16 protein-coding genes and 1 tRNA gene are annotated in these 19,376 nt (G+C 35.2%); 10 read left to right on the top strand and 7 right to left on the bottom strand.

Annotated features, from left to right (window positions below):
- Positions 1-66: 66 nt before the first annotated feature.
- From AEQSU_RS15245 to AEQSU_RS16285, 4 genes are all read right to left on the bottom strand, one after another.
- Positions 67-1,551, bottom strand: coding sequence for a MauE/DoxX family redox-associated membrane protein (locus AEQSU_RS15245; protein ID WP_014783769.1), 1,485 nt, complete (start codon positions 1,549-1,551; stop codon positions 67-69).
- 130 nt (positions 1,552-1,681) lie between these two features.
- A complete protein-coding gene (locus AEQSU_RS15240; protein WP_014783768.1) occupies positions 1,682-2,362 on the bottom strand; it encodes a response regulator in 681 nt (226 codons plus the stop codon).
- A gap of 3 nt (positions 2,363-2,365) precedes the next feature.
- A complete protein-coding gene (locus AEQSU_RS15235; protein ID WP_014783767.1) occupies positions 2,366-4,387 on the bottom strand; it encodes a tetratricopeptide repeat-containing sensor histidine kinase in 2,022 nt (673 codons plus the stop codon).
- Positions 4,388-4,819: 432 nt separating this feature from the next.
- On the bottom strand, positions 4,820-5,527 hold the full coding sequence (locus AEQSU_RS16285; RefSeq protein ID WP_157429296.1) for a LytR/AlgR family response regulator transcription factor: 708 nt from the start codon (positions 5,525-5,527) through the stop codon (positions 4,820-4,822).
- 178 nt (positions 5,528-5,705) lie between these two features.
- Here AEQSU_RS16285 and AEQSU_RS15225 point away from each other — a divergent pair, with 178 nt between their 5' ends.
- From AEQSU_RS15225 to AEQSU_RS15205, 5 genes are all read left to right on the top strand, one after another.
- Positions 5,706-6,533 (top strand): RteC domain-containing protein, encoded by an 828-nt coding sequence (locus AEQSU_RS15225; RefSeq protein ID WP_014783764.1) that lies wholly within the window; start codon positions 5,706-5,708, stop codon positions 6,531-6,533.
- Positions 6,534-7,091: 558 nt separating this feature from the next.
- The gene (locus tag AEQSU_RS15220; protein WP_014783763.1) at positions 7,092-7,847 is read left to right on the top strand and encodes a hypothetical protein; all 756 of its coding nucleotides are present in this window, start codon (positions 7,092-7,094) and stop codon (positions 7,845-7,847) included.
- 23 nt (positions 7,848-7,870) lie between these two features.
- Positions 7,871-8,287 carry a DUF5675 family protein gene (locus AEQSU_RS15215; protein ID WP_342626249.1) on the top strand — a complete coding sequence of 139 codons (417 nt, stop codon included), beginning with the start codon at positions 7,871-7,873 and terminating at the stop codon, positions 8,285-8,287.
- Between the two features lie 13 nt (positions 8,288-8,300).
- Positions 8,301-8,495, top strand: coding sequence for a hypothetical protein (locus tag AEQSU_RS15210; protein WP_245529081.1), 195 nt, complete (start codon positions 8,301-8,303; stop codon positions 8,493-8,495).
- Positions 8,485-8,712: a hypothetical protein gene (locus AEQSU_RS15205; RefSeq protein WP_014783760.1), complete on the top strand. Its 228-nt coding sequence runs from the start codon at positions 8,485-8,487 to the stop codon at positions 8,710-8,712. The genes AEQSU_RS15210 and AEQSU_RS15205 overlap by 11 nt, the downstream gene beginning before the upstream one ends.
- Before the next feature lie 287 nt (positions 8,713-8,999).
- Here the strand turns inward: AEQSU_RS15205 and AEQSU_RS15200 are convergent.
- Positions 9,000-9,084 (bottom strand) — tRNA-Ser (locus AEQSU_RS15200).
- Positions 9,085-9,300: 216 nt separating this feature from the next.
- Here AEQSU_RS15200 and AEQSU_RS15195 point away from each other — a divergent pair.
- The 5 genes from AEQSU_RS15195 (at position 9,301) to AEQSU_RS15180 (ending at position 16,667) form a co-directional block, all read left to right on the top strand.
- Positions 9,301-13,209 carry a hybrid sensor histidine kinase/response regulator transcription factor gene (locus AEQSU_RS15195; RefSeq protein WP_014783759.1) on the top strand — a complete coding sequence of 1,303 codons (3,909 nt, stop codon included), beginning with the start codon at positions 9,301-9,303 and terminating at the stop codon, positions 13,207-13,209.
- 117 nt (positions 13,210-13,326) lie between these two features.
- Positions 13,327-13,464, top strand: coding sequence for a hypothetical protein (locus tag AEQSU_RS16805; RefSeq protein WP_014783758.1), 138 nt, complete (start codon positions 13,327-13,329; stop codon positions 13,462-13,464).
- A gap of 110 nt (positions 13,465-13,574) precedes the next feature.
- Positions 13,575-14,213, top strand: coding sequence for an NAD(P)H-dependent oxidoreductase (locus AEQSU_RS15190; protein WP_014783757.1), 639 nt, complete (start codon positions 13,575-13,577; stop codon positions 14,211-14,213).
- A gap of 111 nt (positions 14,214-14,324) precedes the next feature.
- Positions 14,325-15,521 carry a DegT/DnrJ/EryC1/StrS family aminotransferase gene (locus AEQSU_RS15185; protein WP_014783756.1) on the top strand — a complete coding sequence of 399 codons (1,197 nt, stop codon included), beginning with the start codon at positions 14,325-14,327 and terminating at the stop codon, positions 15,519-15,521.
- A gap of 15 nt (positions 15,522-15,536) precedes the next feature.
- Entirely contained in the window at positions 15,537-16,667 is a 1,131-nt protein-coding gene (locus AEQSU_RS15180; RefSeq protein WP_014783755.1) for a hypothetical protein, read from the top strand.
- Here AEQSU_RS15180 and ribB read toward each other — a convergent pair.
- Positions 16,664-17,812 (bottom strand): 3,4-dihydroxy-2-butanone-4-phosphate synthase, encoded by a 1,149-nt coding sequence (gene ribB, locus AEQSU_RS15175; protein WP_042492132.1) that lies wholly within the window; start codon positions 17,810-17,812, stop codon positions 16,664-16,666. The two genes, AEQSU_RS15180 and ribB, sit on opposite strands and share 4 nt — an antisense overlap.
- 118 nt (positions 17,813-17,930) lie before the next feature.
- Positions 17,931-19,370 (bottom strand): LptF/LptG family permease, encoded by a 1,440-nt coding sequence (locus AEQSU_RS15170; protein WP_014783753.1) that lies wholly within the window; start codon positions 19,368-19,370, stop codon positions 17,931-17,933.
- Positions 19,371-19,376 lie beyond the last annotated feature (6 nt).

The raw sequence follows: 19,376 nt of genomic DNA, 5'->3' as shown, positions 1-19,376 counted from the left end.
ATTATTAATTATGCCTACTCTTTTTTACAGGTTTTCAGCTTAAATCCTGACTGCAGTATTTTTGTGCTATAGGGAAGCTTTCATTTTAAATTTAATTAGATGGTTATCAAGGATAGTATAGATTTCCCTATCGTAAATTTTTAGACCCAAAAGATCCTCTTTATTATGACGGTATAAGTAATAGCTATAATCGTAGCTTCCTTCCTGTACATTATACACATCTATAATAGAAATTCTTTCTAACTCCTCATTTGGCTCATACCTGCCCAAACGGTCAGAATTTATAAGGAGGTATTCTCCATCGGACGCGGCTATTCCATTGACTTTAACTGAACGGCCGCCTAAGACTGTTTGGTTTGAAGATTTTATATTTTTTAAATCTAGCACTGGATTTTGAACAGTATCTATTGTATTATTTTCCTTAAAGTGGGTAAAATCTATATTGATTAAATTGTATTTATTTTTATAATAATACACATACACAATTGTTTGAAATTGACTGTTGAAAAGCAAACTACCATCTCTGTCAAAATAACCGTCACCAGTACTTTGCAGAATATCTGGATATAATATAGTTTTAATTGAATCGGTTAGATTTATGGAACCGAGAGTATTATTCCCCGTACTGCTGCTTTGCGTTCGTATGACCAGTAAATTTTTGCCTATCGGCTCAAAAACGGTGAAGAATCCAATATTTCTATAGCTGTTTTTAACCTTCCAGTTTTTTATTGAACCGGTATTAATAATAGGTACTTGCCCGTCAGCTAAGAAAAAAGTACTGTCCAAAACTCTTAGGCGGGGGTTTTTATAATTAATACGATCCTTCGGTAACTCAATTCGAATGGTAATGGTATCCTTAAAATCAGTTGATATTCTTAATACATTCAATGGAGCAGTATAGTTTCCTAAATAAATATATTGCTTGGAAATGCCCGCAAAATAATAGGAGTTATATGTAAGATCAATAGTGTCTATGGGTATTATTGGATGATGGGGGTAGCGTCTTACAAACGCATTGTTCCTGTGCATCTTCTTCTCCGAAAAAGCAAACAACAAGACGACAATACTAATCCCCGTTAAGGCCAGAAGGGCCAGTAATAGAAGTTTTCTTTTATTGGTGCAAGGTGTTGTAAATAATATTGAAAACCCAGCCAAAAAGATAAAAACTACATTAAAGATGAGATGCTGCGTCCAACTCAGTTTCTCCAAAACTCCACCACAAGAGCAGGGTATAAAATCAGAAAAATTAAGAATGATAAAGATATATACTGTAAACATGACCATTAAGGTAAAAGCCGAATGCAGGGCCAGGATTTTATACCTTGGAATGGTCAATAAAATGGAAATGAGAATTTCCACAGCTGGCACTGCCCAAGCTACAATGCCAGCGTAAGCACTGAGGAGCGGCGACTGCGCCAATTGTACCGTAAAGGTTTCAAAGTCTAAAAGTTTGCTTATGGCAGCATATACAAAGAGCACCGAAAAAAGGTAGGATACAATAGTCGCTGTATTCCTTTTTGTGGTTTTCTTAATGTTTGCAGCAAAGACCATGGTTTATAAATGTTGTTTTTTACATTCATAAAATTAGGGTCTTAGGTTTTAAAAGAACTAAAAATGTCCTTACTCATTGGGTGGAATGCGCTTACATCTTTGGAGGTTTTACCTCCTCTTAATAAGAATATTATATAAACCCAAGCTTTCTCGCTCTCGTCAATAGTGCTCTATCCTCACCATCGGTAACGTCGAAAATGGTTCTTAAATGACGCTTGCGTTTTTCTAGAGCCCCAAGGGAAAAGGGCATAATGGTGGGTAATTCTTTCATTTTCGTACCTCTGGACAGCTCGTATAACAGAAATCGATCCCATTTATCCAGAAGAAAATCATGGCTGATGTACTTTCTAACGGACTGCAGCACGGTTTTACTATAATAAGGAGGATCAACAAGTATTTCAACTAGTGCAGAAACCAAGGTGTCTGAAGAAATATCACTTTTTATTAAAAAGCCTTCCGGGTTGATGTTTTTAAAAATACTCTGTATCCTGTAATTGTCATTAAAAGTAGTGGCAACAACAATTTTGGTTTTAGGCGCTTTTTGACGAATCTCTAGGCCTAAGTCTTCACCGGATAGGTGAGGGCCATTGACTGCTGGAGGCAATTTGATATCAAGAAATACAAGATCTAATTTATTAGAGGCCAGGGAACGTTCAATTAAAAAAGTGGCACTGTCGCAGGAGGTGGCTTCCTCAATTACAAAGACAAGCTCATGTCGCTTTTCCTGTATTTCGGCCATAGCACTTCTATAGGCTTCAATGATGAGCGGATGGTCATCAATTATCAAGGTGTGTATGGTTTTTGTTTCCATAATTTATGTTTTTAAAGGGATGTTTATAAATATCTTAGTTCCTTTCTTAGGAACACTTTGTATCAAAAAACTGCCCTTTAGTTTTTTTGTTCGTGATTTCATGTTTTTTATTCCAATCCCTTTATTCGTAAAGCGTTTTATTAGCCCGATACCATTATCTTCCACGCTGATTTTTATTGTATTATGGGTTTTATTAAAATAAACTTTTATTAAAGTGGCCTCGGCGTGTATGGCAATATTATGGAGTGCCTCCTCGAGAATCTTATAAATATTGGCTTTGGTGTAGTTGTCTATATTTTCCCAGATTATACTTTCGTCGGTCTTAAATTCAAACTTAAAACTTGCTTGTTCCCCCCATTTCTTTATCAAATGTTCCACGTTGCGAACAAATAGGGTCTCGCTAAGGAATAGTTCATTTCTTAAATCGTGGGATATATCGCGTATTTCCTTTTCGGCCTGTTGTAATGCTGCTAGAAACTCTCTGTGTTTTACGAGGGTTTTCCGCTCGCCTGAAAGTTTTAAAAACTCCCAATTAAGCCGTATCCCAAATAACCTGGCCAAAATGCCGTCGTGAAGTTCTTCAGAGATTCTTCTTCTTTCCTGAAGGCGTCCTTTGTCTAGATTGGCTTGCTGTTTAAGCGTTAGTAAATATATTTTCTCATTTGCCTTTTGTTGTTCTGTTTCAAATTCCAGCGCTTTGTTTTTTGCGCGCTGTTTATAGTTTACGATGAGCAGTATTAAAATTATAGTGAGGGCAGCACCACTGGCAACAATCAAAATTTTATCGCGTGTTAGTTGGTTGTTTTTTTCAATATAACTATCAGTTTCAAATTGGATACGCGTAAATTTGTCCCGTACTTTTCTTTCCTCTTGATTTAGGGAGTCTGTTAATTTTATATGTTCCCTTAAGTAATTTTCTTTTTTTGAAGGCTTAATCTCGGCCAAGAGTAATAGGGCAGTTAACGCATCTCGGTTTAAGTGTAACTGCTTGCTTAAAGTGTAGGCTTGTATTGCGTGCTGTAGCGCTATTGCTGTATCTTGGTGTTTTAAAAAATAACTGGACAAATGGATATGGCTCATAAGTATTCCTGGTTCATGCCAGATGCTATCTCTAATGTGTAAAGCTGTTAGAAACTCGTCTGGCAACCGGGAATTCTCATTTAACAGATAGAGGCTGTAAGCTCTATTGTCTATGATTCTCGCATATAGGGCGGGATCTAATTTTTTTAAATCTTTTTGGCTTAAGGCTTTATCAAATAGCTCAATGGCCTGTTTTTGTCTTCCCTTTTTCTGGTATAGCAATCCAATATTGTTTTGTATATCCTGTTCATATAAGTATTTATCATTAACCTTATTCAGAAAGTCAAGGGCTTTTTCATAGTGTTTTAAAGCATTATCATATTCTTGTAATTCATCATAGATGGTTCCCAGAAGGTTATAACAGAAATAGAGTTGTTTGTTTTTGTTTAGCTTTTTAAAGATTGGTATTGCCTGAAATAACAAAATTTCACTTCCCGTATAATCTTTTATTTTGCTTCTTATATAAGCCATATTATACAGCATTTTTCCTGCGTAATAGTCATTCCTTTCATGAAAGAAGCTATGAGCCTGTTGGTAATGGGCATAACTTTTATTGTAAAGATTGCGCTTTAAATAATGGATGCCATAATTCCAATTTGAATCGGCTATTGCGCTGGAGTCTTTTCTACGTTCTGCTATAGAAAGTCCTCTTTTACTTGCTATATAGAAAAACGTGGTATCGGGCTGTTCGGCTAGCATATATGCTATTTTGTTATAATAGATCATTTTTAAACTATCATTGTTGAGTACTTGTATTGTTTGCAGTGCGTCATTAATTTGGGTATTATCCATTAAATTTCCTATGTGTTCTTGGGATTGCAGAAAACAGTCAACTTTGAGTATGTTGGCATCTTGTTTCTTTGCATCTGGTTTACAGCTGATAAGTAGGAGTATGAAAGTTCCTATAAATAAATAGATTGGATATCGGTGAGCGCCTGTATACATCTTCTATTATTTAAACCAACTCAAATGTAAGAAAAGCCTTTCCAAATTGAAAAGGCTTTATCTATAACTTTCGGGAAATCAATCCTTATCATTATCGGGACGAACACTGTGGTCATCTCCAGTGCTTAGCACATTTCGTTGGTCTTTTTGCACCTGTTCAGCAAGATTTGTAGGCGTGCAGGAGGTAGCCAGCATACTACAAATCAAGAGCAGTACAGCAACATAAAATGTTTTCATGACAAATAGAATTAAGGTGTTGAATAAAATTTCGATCTGTCGCTCTGACAGACAATATTCAATGGTGCACCTTGAAAGACTGTTTTAACAGTCCGGATAGCAACTTCCGTGTTTTAAAGGTATAGCGGGGTTCTTTTAGGATATATAGCGAAGAGACATAGTTTTGTGAAACCTTGCCTTTAAGTGGTGAACTAGTTAGTTTTTTGGGTTTATGTTCATCCTAACCTCTTTTTTTAGGGTATCTATAAGCCGGATGTTGAGGGTATATTTTTCGGTAAAGGGTATAAACTTTTCACAGCCCTTCAACTTGAGGAATTTCTTGGCATAATTGATTCTGGAGACGAAGTGTATATTTATGATATGGCTTTTGTGAACTCTTAGAAATGGCAATCCTAGATTTTTTTGAAAGTGGGAAAGTGTATTGAAAATTGAAAATGTTTCCCCATCATTAAGAAAGACATTTACATAATTATTATCTGCCTTAAACATCAAAATTTCCGAAGTAGATAAGTAGCGAATTTCCTTGGGCGTAGAAATGGTAATACACTGGTCTTTATTAAAAAAACTATTTTCACACTGTTTTACTATTTGTAAAAGCTTGGTTTGAATATCAGGTTTGATAATTATATCAAAAAAACCATTTTTTAATGCTAGATATGCTCTGCGAAAATCTGAGCTTATGCCTATAATTTTGGGACTATTAAATGGTAAGTTTTTAATATCAATTAGAAAAGTCTCGTATGCTTCTATAAAGTCTAAATCGATAATGACAATTTGTGGCGCATATTTAATTATAGTATTTATGGGGCTGGGCAAAATCGGTCCAAAGATGATTTCCACATGATCCGAAAATGAATTCTCAAGTTCTCGGATATGATCCTCACAAAGGGGGTCTTTCATCATTAATAATATTTTAAGCACCTTTTTAAATTCAAGGTTGTATACTACCAATTCTTCGGAAGGATGAGGTAAGGTTTCTCCTTACAAAAAGTAAGGTAAAACCTAATCCTGATAAGAAAAGTATGCTATAATATTGATAGTGCGCATATTTGAGCCTCCTAAATTTTTTATTTAGACAACTATGAAACGCTATCTTAAATTTCAGGAAAAACTTGAACTGGAACTGGAATCCATAAACTTCGCTTCAAATACAATTTTTGCTGAAGTAGAGAGGGGAATAAGTCTGTGTAAGGATTCTTTGACTATTTTGCGGAAAGTAGTGTTGAAAAATGGATTTAAAAACATTGAAGAGGAATGCTATTTTTTCAAAACAATAAAGCCCATAATTATGGGTAAATTGATTTTCTATATTGAGCTTGCATCCGTTGAAAAAAATAAACCTCGCTATGGTAAAAAATTTATTGGTCAATACCTCCGAATGCATATTAATTCCTTTCAGTCTGTTTTTCTAGAGCATCACGAATTTTATGAATATTTTATTCAGAAAAGGACTGATCGCGACCTTGAGTATTTTAGTAGGGCCAATGGAAAAATCAGTCTTCATATTGCTACACTTTCTTATTGCACTGACGCAGATTTCTCTACAAGCCATGACCTGTTGACTGCGAAATTTATTGCCCATGAATTGCTTATAGAACATTTTGCTAACAAACTCGATAACATAAATCAAAACCCCTCTAAAAACTCCTTAGCTTCAACATTAAAATGGACTGGCACAAAAGTAGACTTGGTGGAATTAATTTATGCACTCCATTCAAGTGGTTTGGTTAACAATGGACAGGCAACCCTAAACGATTTGGCAACAATATTTCAAACCCTTTTTCAAAAAGATTTGGGCGATTTCTATAGAACTTTTCTTGAAATAAGATTGCGCAAAACCAATCAATCGAAACTTTTAGATAAGCTTAAGGATAGTCTTCTTCGAAAAATTGTAGAAGCCGATGATTAAGCGCCTAACAAATTTTCCAGTTTAGGTTGAATGCTCTATTTAGATGTCACAAGAATGAATTCATTTTGAATTTAAAATTGGTTATTCATTTAAGAAAACTTAATAAATTTTTACTGTAGGTTTCCCAAACCAAGACTAAGGTAAACCCATACTAAAGCCATAGCAAAGTCATTAAAATGTAAGAAAATGAGTCTATTTTCCTACAAAATGGATTTTTATTTAATTCAACTTGGGTCTTCGGTGTGAAAACTGAGCATAATCTATTTAAAGTAGTTTTAACTATATCTCTTTATTTTATAGGCGATTTCCAGTTGTTTTAATAATTACATCCCAAGTCCAGCGTCGAGGTATTTGCCAGAAATATTCTACATTTTCCTGGTTTTGAAATTTGTCAATCATCATTTATATAAACACATAAAAGATTTTATTTACAAACCACCCGACAATAGTGCCCATAACTCATTTTGTAAAAAATAATCTTACCCAAGTCATACCCACCTTGTGATAATTCGTTTTTTCAGAACCCCATCTTTGCAGCTAACTTTAAATCTTTTTAAAATGGCAAAACAAACTGGAATTATCAAATTAAAAGGTACTATCGATGATATCGCCTTTTACAAAACTGCAGATGGTCACCTCGCTCGTGCAAAAGGTGGAGTAGATCGCGACAAAATCAAGCACAGTGCTGCCTTTGCGAGAACCCGCGAAAATAACTCAGAATTTGGAACTGCGGGCAAGGGAGGTAAGCTTGTTAGAAGTGCTCTGCGCTCCCTGATGCAAAATGCAAAGGACAATCGAGTGGTTAGTAGGCTTACTACCGCGCTTCTTGCTATAATCAAAACAGATCCTGTCAACAAAAGAGGGCAGCGTAATCTGGATGGTGGGAATCTAGTATTATTGGAAGGGTTCGACTTTAACAGTAATGGCAAGCTAGATACCACCTTCTTCGGTCTCTACACTCCATCTTTTGATCGGGTGTCAGGTGATGCTACAATTGCTATCGATGCATTTAATGCTTCTGAGCGTATTGCTGCACCTTCTGGAACTACTCATTATAAATTGGCTATGGCTGCCACAGAGCTCGACTTTGAAAATAAGGTATTTGTTTACAATGAAATGGATTTGGGCATTCAACCTTATGACAGCGCGCCTGTACTGGCTGCAACATTAACTGCCTCGGTAACTCCTAATTCCACCCTGCCTGTTTTAACGGTTATGGGAATTGAATTTTATCAGGAAGTTAACGGAGAGTTTTACTCCTTAAAGAATGGTGCTTTCAATGCCCTTGGTGTTGTAGAGGTCAGCGAAATTTAAGTATGGAACTTAACCTTACAAGGGTGTATAAGTGTGGGGGTACCAATGGTACCCTCACCTTAAACGGACATTTCATCTGTTTCACCATAGAGCTTCCATGGCAGGAAAACCAAAGAAATATTTCCTGTATTCCGGAAGGCAAATATCAACTCAGATCTCGGTACTCTCCGAACTTCAACAACCATCTTGAAATCTTGGATGTGTATGGACGAACATTAATTCTAATCCATCCTGCAAATAATGCAATTGAAGAATTACGTGGCTGTATTGCTCCTGTAATGCAACTTACTGGTATCGGCACTGGTATATATTCAAGACTGGCCTTGAAAAAGTTGCTTTCCATATTCCACCAATTAAAGGAAAATAATGATAAACTATTTTTAAATATAAACTCAAACCGTTATGAATATCTTAGAAAGATACAGCAGACCCACACCTAAATTTTTCAAGCAAATGAGAAATTGGCCAAAAGCTTTACCCACAATCGGGGGGGCTTTGGCAGTAGCTCCAATAAATATCCCGATGTGGCTATATAGCATATTCACATATCTTGTGGAAGCTGGAACGGTTGCCACCGCTATCAGTCAGGTTGCCATGGACGATAAAACGGAAAACAAACATCCTAATCCCCAAAACGATGGATTTTAAAAACGCTCCAATTCTCGCCGGTACTGCCGGTGGCACCTTAGCATCTCTGCTACCAAATATTGGTGTAGAACAGCTATTAACAACTTGTATTCTAGCTATAGTTGGTGCGACGGTTAGTTTTGTAATTACTTTGCTTTTGAAAAAATTATTCAAACTATTAGATATTCTTATAACATGTCACATATATCGCAAACCAAAAATGAAAGACAGAAACTAATTTTTAGCTTAAACGCATACCAATTCCATCTTTCAACTAAGTTTTTTATTAATTAAAATACATTTGTTCAGTTTAATTAGAAATTGAATCTACCTAAGATGTCTTTTATGAGGGATTAATAAATTGATCCCAATAGGAAATCCTGGACAAGCATAGAAACCCACGCATCGTCAGAAAAAGACGATGCTAGGTTTTTAATTTATTTCCACTCCTTTCAAGCCGAAGGGGCTTGAGTCGTTACAATAAATAAAAAACCCACGACTAAAAAAGTCGTGGGTTTCCTTTTGCGGAGAAAGAGGGATTCGAACCCCCGGAGGTGTGACCCTCAACAGTTTTCAAGACTGCCGCATTCGACCACTCTGCCATTTCTCCTTGAGTGCCTCATAAAGCTATTTGCCTTAATGCGGGTGCAAATATAAAAAGCTTTTTCAAATATCCTATTGCTTTTTAAATGTTTTTGTTTTTTAAAAATAATCATAATTAAATCTGTATTAAAGCCTCATATAAGTTAGTTGGAACCACATCTGATTTGGCAGTAACTTTGACTGAAATATTTTTAGTATTTTTAAGCTGCAAACCAACCCCAAAATGAATCCTTTAAAGCTGCTATTTCTTTTAATGCTACCTTGTTTTGCCCTTTCACAAAACAATAAGCAAGTGGCGTTTCGGGAACTTACCGTTGAGCAGGGACTGTCGCAAAACAGCGTGGTGAGCATTGCTCAAGATAGCACTGGATATATGTGGTTCGCAACACAAGACGGACTCAATAAGTATGACGGTCGTGCTTTTACACATTTTGACATTCAATTTGAAGACGTAACACGCCCCACTTTTAGCAAGCTTGGTGAAATATATGTAGCAAAGGACGGCGATCTTTGGATAGTTTCAAATTCAGGAAGATTAGAAAAATACAATCCAGAAAACGTTAATTTCAAAGCTATTAAAAGTGTCAATAATGTGAGTACACTTATTCAAGATGAAGCTTTCAACTATTATTTGGGAACTTATGAAAATGGTATTTATAAAATCAACCATAAGAATGGCGATACGCTTCAATTTTTAAAACCAGAAGATTCCAAACGCACTATTTATGATTTTCTTGAATTATACAACAATACCATCTTGGCTACTACAGACAATGGTTTCTTCATAATTAATAATGATAGCTATGAATTTCAACCAATTAGGCCTGAGACGAACTTCAGTACTATTACTCAGTCTCAAAACAATACTTTTTACTTGGGAAGTTACGGAAAAGGACTTTTTATAAAGCAACGAAACGAGGCAGATTTTAGTCAGTTTAAAGGTTTTAAAAATGCAGAAATACCTGAAGATTTAATTATTCAAGACCTTTTAGTTGATAAGCGTAACCAGCTGTGGATTGCTACCTACGGACGCGGTGTTTATTTGGTAAATTTTGAAAAACAAACCATTCAAAACTTCACTGAAAATAAAAACAATCCTTATGCCTTGCACTATAACGATGTACTGTCTTTGTTTGAAGATAATACAGGAACCGTTTGGCTAGGTACTGACGGAACTGGGTTGAGTTATTATGACGAATACTTGATAAAGTTCAATGTGCTTACTAACGATCAAGTGCCGTTAAACGTGAATGTGGACGTTATTAGAGCGATTACAAATGATACTGAAAATAATACTTGGGTAGGAACTTCAGGAAAAGGATTGACTCGTTTTAATATAGATAAACAAGATTTTTACACCTACACTACTCAGAATTCAGATCTTTTGGGAGATAGAATTATGAGTTTATTGTTTGATGAACGAATACTTTGGATAGGGCATCAAACACACGGTTTGCAAATGATGGATGCCAAAGGGAAAATAACTTCTTTTAAAGAAACTGCTTTATTCACAATTTGGAAAATTTATAAAGATAAAAACGGAGCATTGTGGCTTTGTACAAGAGATCACGGTTTGCTTCAGTTTGATAAAAACAAAGGAATTATTCAGCAATTCACAATAGAAAATTCAAACCTCTCTACCAATAATATTAGAACAGTTGAACAAGGAAAGGAGGGTGAACTATGGATAGGCACAGAAACTGACGGTCTTTTTAAATTAAATACCCAAACTAATAGTATTGAAAATGTTGAAATTGTAAATGGCAATATAAAATCACTTTATTTTAATGGTTCTGATCTTCTAATAGGAACAAACGGCGACGGACTGCAAATTCTTAATACCAATGCCATAACTGCTGGTAAACAAGAAAAAGCCATTAAAAAATATAAAACTGCAGAAGGTTTGCCAAACAATGTTATTTACGGAATTCTCCCAGATAACGAAGGGTATTTATGGATAAGCAGCAATAAAGGTATTTCAAAACTAAAATTTGAAGAGAATTCTATTTCAGTCATTGATAACTATAGTAATTATGATGGCTTGCAGGCTTTTGAGTTCAATACAGGTGCTTATTTTAAAGACAAAAATGGCATGCTATATTTTGGCGGTTTGGCAGGGATTAATTGGTTTAATCCGAATCAATTATCGTTTAATCCAATACAACCAAAAACTGTTATTTCAGGATTTGATGTTTTTAACAAAAGTCGAAATCTCACACCAAATCAAAACCTTAAATATGATGAAAATACGTTAACATTTACGTTTTCCTCATTACATTTTTCGCAGCCAGAGCGCAACGAATATAGATATAAACTCATAAACAACGATGCAGATTGGATTGCCGCTGGAAATACCAATCTTGCACATTACACCAACCTCCCGCCAAATGATTATGAATTTCAAGTAATTTCTAGCAATTATGATGGCGTTTGGAATATGGAGCCTGCAACCTATTCATTCACAATTTTGAAGCCTTGGTACACCACAAACTTGGCAAAAGTCTTTTATTTATTGTTGTTTCTTTCGTTTGCATTTTACCTCTACAGATATCTAAAATGGCGTTGGGAAATAAAAACCCAGTTGCAACTGGAGCTCGAGGAAACGGCAAGACTTAAAAAACTGGATGAATTAAAAACTAAGCTTTACACAAATATTTCGCACGAATTTAGAACGCCATTAACCCTTATTTCTGGGCCTATTGACAATCAATTGGCGAAACCAGAAATCTCTGAACGAGATAAAATGGAACTGTCCCTAGTTAAACAAAATGCAGAACGGCTGCTAAATTTGGTAGATCAAATGCTCGAATTGTCTATGATAGATTCAGGACAGCGAAAATTAGCCATACAACAAGGAAACCTTTCGGTATTGCTTAAACAGATTGTTAGTGCATTTCAATATAAAGCAAATCAAAAGCGGATAACTATTTCTAGTAAAATCAACGATTTAAATAGTGTTTGGTTTGATAAGGACATTATAGAAAAAGTGACTTCAAATCTTTTTTCGAACGCGGTAAAATACGCACCTATAGATAGCATCATTGTTTTTGAAGCAAACAAACAAGAAGGAATGTTGGTGCTCTCAGTTATAAACGAAAGTGATAGTATAAGCAAAAAAGATTTAAGTAAACTATTTCAACGTTTTTATCAGGACAATAAACTTTCAGAAGGTGTAGGGGTTGGTTTGGCCTTAGTTAGAGAATTGATTGCACTTTCCAAAGGAAGTATTATTGCTAATAATATTGATGATGACAGGATTCAGTTTACGGTTTCGCTTCCTATAAATAAAGAAGCTTTTGAAGATGAGGTTATAATTACTAATGAAGAGGCTATAACTGAAACCGAAATAGTACAAACGATTAATATTTCAAACAAAGAAAAACCACTGCTTTTGATTGTTGAAGACGAAGCTGATATTCGAGCGTTTATTAGTTCAATATTTAAATATAACTATCAAGTTTCTGAAGCTGAAAACGGAAAGATAGGTGTAGAGAAAGCGTTAAAAGATCTCCCAGATCTAATTATCAGCGACATAATGATGCCTGTAGTAGATGGCATTGAGCTATGCAACACGCTTAAAAAAAACGAACTTACTAGCCACATCCCAATTATTCTTCTCACCGCAAAGGTTGGCGAAGAAAACGAAATTGAAGGCATAAAAACAGGAGCCGATGTTTATGTAACGAAGCCTTTCAGCAGTGAAAAACTAAAAATCAGGGTCGAAAAACTTATTGAAAACAGAAGAAACCTGCAAAAGCATTTCAGTAAAACTCTTAGCATCAATCCAGAGATGGCAATTACTTCAACCGAAAGTGATTTCTTAATACGTTTACAGAAAGTATTGGATGGCCATATAACTAATTCCGAATTCACGAGTGATAGTTTTGGAAAACTAATGCTGATGAGTCGCACTCAACTTCACCGAAAATTAAAAGCAATTACAGGAATGTCTACTAGCGAGTTTATACGTTCACAGCGTTTAAAATTGGCTGTAGATTTACTTAGAAAATCAGATGCGAACGTTTCAGAAATTGCCTACCAAGTTGGATTCAATACACCTTCTTATTTTGGTAAATGTTTCAAGGAAACGTATGGCTGTACCCCAAATGAATATCTTTCGAACAATCTTTAAATCCTATTAAATAGCCTAATCTGTTCTTCTGAAACATTTCTTCTATGTTTTGGAACATCTGTAACATCCTTCAATTTTCTTTCTTTATAAATTTGATAAGAGTAAAAGGCTTAATCAATGAAAAATTCCCTTGAAAAAAATAAAAAAGACGATGTTATTTATATGAGCATCGATCATCTTAAGCAAGGTAAATATGAATTGAAAATTCTTTTAGACAACAAAGTATTGAAAACCATAAAATTTTTAAAATTATGAATCGCTGAGACTTTAAGTAATTTGAGTTGTTTAATTAGTAGTAAATGAAGCGGTAAAAGTTCAATATTTTTATCGCTATTTTTGCATCTAATACTAATTCGTTTTTATAAATGTCTTCTAATACTATTGAAAAGTTGCAATGGCGTTACGCAACAAAAAGATTTGATGCTTCAAAAATTCTTACCGAAGAAAAGCTAACTATTTTAAAGGAAACTTTTAATCTTACAGCAACTTCTTTTGGCTTACAACCTTTAAAATTGGTTGTGATAAGCAAGCCCGAATTAAAAGAGAAGTTAATGCCGTTTACATACCATCAAACGCAAGTTCGCGATGCATCTCATTTACTTATTTTATGTATAGAGAGTAAAATTAATGAAGATTTTATTTTAGATCATTTTAAAAGGGTTGAAGGAACCCGCAATACGCCACGAACAATTTTAGAACCTTTTGAAAAGAATTTGATTGCATCTTTCACAGAGAAAAACAGCCAAGAGATTCGCGATTGGATGATAAATCAACTTTATTTAACTTTGGGAGCGCTACTAACAGTTTGCGCTGTTGAAGAAATAGATGCTTGCCCAATGGAAGGTTTTGAACCAGAAAAATACGACCAGTTTCTCGAATTAGATAAACGAGGACTAGAATCTGTTATCGTTATGCCTGTAGGCTATCGCGATGAATCAGATTTTTTTAAAGACCTTAAAAAAGTACGTCGCGGCGTTGAAGAACTTATAATTGACTTGGATTAATTTTTTAAATTAAATAGCATAGTTCTCAGCTGAATACGCAACTCTTACCTTGGGCAATCATCTTGGTTAAAGATGTAATAGGAAATAAAAAATAATAATAAAAAATAAAAAATGCCTGGATTTGAAATTTTTGGCGCCGAAGAGCGCAAGCAAGTAAACGAAGTATTAGAAACTGGTGTTTTGATGCGTTACGGTTTTGACGGGATGCGTAACAACCACTGGAAAGCTAAAGAATTTGAAACAGCTTTTGCCAAAAGAATGGGCTTAGAATATTGCCAATTAGTTTCCAGCGGAACGGCTGCTTTAACAGTAGCTTTGTCTTCTGCAGGCATTGGAGCAGGCGATGAGGTTATTATGCCAACCTTCACTTTTGTGGCGAGTTTTGAATCTATTTTAGCTTTGGGGGCAGTACCGATTTTGGTAGATATTGATGATACTTTAACGCTAAGTCCAAAAGCGGTGGAAGCAGCTATCACTTCAAAAACCAAATGCGTTATGCCAGTACATATGTGCGGTTCTATGGCAGATTTAAAAGCGTTGAAGACAATTTGCGAAAAGCATAATTTAATACTTTTAGAAGACGCTTGTCAAGCAATCGGAGGAACTTACGATGGAAAACCTCTTGGAAGCTACGGCGATTTAGGTTGCTTTTCGTTTGATTATGTAAAAACCATCACTTGTGGTGAAGGTGGGGCAATTATTACAAATAATGAAAAGTATGCACTAAACGCAGATCATTATCAAGATCACGGTCACGACCATGTTGGCAAAGACCGTGGAGCAGAAACCCATCCTTTTTTAGGATATAATTTCCGCATTTCTGAATTGAATGCTGCTGTTGGCGTAGCACAGCTCAATAAATTAGATGAAATTTTAAAAACTCAAAAACAGAATTATTCAATACTTCGTAAAGCTTTGGAAACAGTTGAAGGTGTTACTTTCAGAAGAGTTCCCGAAGGTGGCGTAGAAAATTATTCGTTTCTGAATTTTTTCCTTCCAACTGAAGAGTTAACCAAAAAAGCACACAAAGCTTTGTCTGAAGCTGGCGTAGATGCTTGTTTCTATTGGTACACTAACAATTGGCACTATATAAACGGTTGGGAACATTTGCGAAATTTAAAATCTTTAGGAAATCTTTCTTCCGAAGTAAAAAACCAAATGCAGGATTTAAATAACACAGACTTTTCAAAAAGCGATGCTGTTATGAGCCGAACAATTTCCTCGTTGATAAAAATTGGTTGGACAGAAATACAAGTTAGCGATAGGGCAGAAGCTATGAAAAACGCTATTAATTCCATTCTTTCATAATAGATACCTTTATTAATGAAGAAACTACTTCTATATATTATTTTATTCTTTTCAATAAATTCTTTTTCCCAAGAAGCAGTAACCATAAAGTTAGATTCCCTCTTTTACGGACTTAAAAAGGTACATACATTAAACTTCTATGTGGAAGATGTTATAGATAACAGACTCTACAACGAATATATTGGTATTGCCCAGTATGGAATTTACAATTACCCAGTTCCTTTAAAATTTGAAAGCTCCTTAAAAAATGAATTAGGAGATTTTTTTAAACGAATGTTTCCTTTTGAAAATTCTAAAATTCCAGTAACAATAAGGGTTAATGATTTATTCATCAAAGAAGATCCAAAATTTTTAGTTGAAGTAGGCGATTTAAACTTTCAATTTGATGTTTTGAAAAAGGAAAGGGAAGGTCTTTATAGCTTGATTTATAGTTATTCCATTACATCCAAAAGGAATACGTTTGACGCTACAATCGGTAATATTGGTCACTTGGCAGGAATTTTATTCGAGTCAATTGATTTAATCTCAACTAAAATTGATGTTTCTAAAACTGGGAGACCAATAAAATTGGCATATATAGAAGAACCAACGATTCTAACCCAAAAGCCCACTCCGGGATTTTATAAAACCTATGCTGAATTGGCTAACAATTTACCAGATGTTAGTTTAAAATTCAATATTAAAGATAAATCAAAGAATAAAGGCAGCAAGACTATTGAGATTACAGACGCTAATGAAATGCCTTGTGAATATTTTTCATATTTTAATGGTGAGAGTTTTTATCTGAACTCAAGTTTTTATAACAATTCAGATTATTTTATAAAAACATACCATATCGATAATTTTCTGCTCTTTACAGAAGATTTCATTGCAGACGATTATATAACTGCATATACTATTGCAAAAGGACGTTCAGGGTATAAATATGTAAAATCAAGACGCCCAATAATTTTTAACCTAGCCGATGGAAAGTTTTATCCAGTGAAAAGAGAAAACATGACTAGATTACTAGAAGAGAAATATCCAGATTTGTATAAGAAGTTTAAGAAAAACGAAAAAAAGGATATTCAAGAAACTTATGAAATAATCAAGTTTCTTTTTGAAAAAGAAGATGCAAAATGGGTTAGGGAGCGGCTTGCTAATTAATAGCTCACATACTCCATAATCTCCAATCCATACCCAATCATCCCAACACGCTTGGTTTGCTCACTATTTGAAAGCAATCGTATTTTGTGAATTCCTAAATCGTGAAGAATTTGTGCGCCAATCCCGAAATCTTTGCTGTCCATCTCTATTCTTGGAGCTTTAGCAATTTCATTTGGTTTTTGTGTTTCTTTTAATTCCTTCAATCGGCTTAAAAGGTTCAACGATTGACTTTGTTGATTCACGAAAACAATTGCGCCTTTTCCTTCGTTGTTCAAAACGTTGAACATATCATCAAGTTTTTGCTCGGCATTGTTTGTTAGGGTTCCCAGAATATCGCTATTTACCAAAGTCGCGTTTACGCGAACTAAAACTGGTTCATTTTCTTTCCAATTTCCTTTTGTAAGCGCAATATGAATTTGATCGTTTGTGGTTTGTTTGTAAGCTCGAAGTCTAAAATCTCCAAATTTTGTATTTATTTTGAAATCTTCCTTTTTTTCAATCAAGGAATCGTGTTCCATTCGGTATTTCACCAAATCTTCAATGGAGATAAGTTTTAAATCGAATTTTTTGGCAACTTTCATTAACTGTGGAAGTCGCGCCATTGTTCCGTCTTCATTTAAAATTTCAACCAAAATCCCTGCTGGTTTCAAACCTGCAAGTCTCGCTAAGTCTATGGCAGCTTCGGTATGGCCTGTTCTTCTTAAAACGCCACCTTCCTTTGCTCGAAGTGGAAAAATGTGTCCCGGTCTTCCTAAATCGTTAGCTTTTGTGTTTTCATCAACCAACGCTTTTATGGTTTTTGAACGGTCGTGAACTGAAATTCCAGTGGTACAACCGTGACCAATCAAATCTACTGAAACTGTAAATTGGGTGTGGTGAAGCACTGTGTTGTTTTCCACCATCATATTTAAACCGAGATCGTTGCAGCGTTCTTCAGTTAATGGAGCGCAAATTAGACCTCTTCCGTGGGTTGCCATAAAGTTTATCATTTCTGGCGTAACCATTTCGGCAGCGGCAATGAAGTCTCCTTCATTTTCTCTGTTTTCGTCGTCAACCACAATGATTATCTTCCCATTGCGGATGTCTTCAATAGCTTCTTCAATAGTATTTAGTTGAACGGAATTTTCTTTTTCTGTGGAAATCATAGCTGTAAATAATGTGGTGCAAAGATAGTAGAAACGTCCATAACTAAACATTTCAATTGGGGATTCTTTGGGTGGAATTTTTACTATATTTATGTTGCGAACTCTGTGGTTAAAAAAATCACTTCTTTTTCCTCTTTAATCCGAACAACCGCCCAATCCGCTGCAAAAATGAATCAAAATCAAAAATACCTTGATCGGTAGTTGCACGATAGGTAAGCCAAACGCTTAACGGAAGCATAATTCCCGTACTTAGCCAAGTGGCGATAAACGGATGCATGGTGCCATCTTCAGCACTGTTTTTCGCAAATATACCAATGAAATGATATGTCAAAAACAGTAAAATAGCAACTACCATCGGTAAACCCATTCCACCTTTACGGATGATGGCTCCTAGCGGTGCGCCAACAAAAAATAGGATGATACAAGCAATTCCCAAAGCATATTTTTCGTGAAGTGCTATTTCGGTTTTGTTTAATCGTTTTGCTTTTTCTTTAAATTCCACCTTTTTTGCATCAACGGTTTGTAGTGTTCCTTTTGCGTTATTCAATGCGAGTTTTACTATTTGAACTTGCTGCGTGGGATTATAAATTTCGAGAATAGTACTGATGTCTGGTGGTCTAGCAGTATCACTAATTTTATTTTCTTGGAATTTTTCAACACCGCTACGGTAATACATGTTTTTGGTATAGGCAGCAATATCTCTGGAATAAGTATTTGAAAGTGAATCAATTTCAACCCCAAGCTCGCTAATATTGTACATATTCTGGTTGTTCAGATCGTTTTCTTTATCAATATCTTTAGCGTTCAGTTCTGTGAGGTCAATATTTATAGAATATTCGTCAAAATAACTTTTAGCGAACGGTTCTGCTTTTTGCTTTGCTGGAGTTTTTGCCTGAATTTCTTCGTAATAATTTCCTTCCTTTAAAATTAGTGAGAGTGTGTTACTGCCTTCTTGACTGGCAAGTTCACCATTATTAGCAACGATAACTGTAAAGTTTCCGTTTGGTCGTGTTTCATTTTTCTTATGAATTACAACATCTTTCAAGTATTGATCGCGATCGCCACTTTTCTTTTCAACTTTAATATTGAACATATCGCCAATTTGGCTGAATTGTCCTTCAGAAATAACCATAGACGGCTGAAACTGCGAGATATTTCTACGCAAGTTTTGCCATTTGTATTCGGAATAGGGGATTACGTTGTTTGCAAAAAAGAAGGCGGTAATAGAAAGTACAACAATAAAACCAATCACACTTCCCATTGCCCTTTGTAGCGAGATTCCAGTAGATTTCATTGCGGCAAACTCATACTTTTCAGCAAAGCTTCCAAAAACCATTAAGGAGGTGACCAAAATTGTGAGGGGAAGTACTAATGGAATTAGTCGTGGCGAGACATACCAAAGAAATTTTAGAATAATCCAGACGTCCAAATCTTTACCCGCAAGTTCAGAAATATAGAGCCAAATGGTCTGCAGGACAAATATGAACATTAAAATAATGAAGACGCTTACAAACGTCTTCAAAAAGGTTACTAATATATACCTGTCCAGTATTTTCACGTAGGG

This window comes from Aequorivita sublithincola DSM 14238, assembly GCF_000265385.1.
GTDB classification, from domain to species: Bacteria; Bacteroidota; Bacteroidia; order Flavobacteriales; family Flavobacteriaceae; genus Aequorivita; species Aequorivita sublithincola.
Note: the sequence above shows the minus strand (reverse complement) of the source record. Positions and strands in the feature narration are given on the sequence as shown.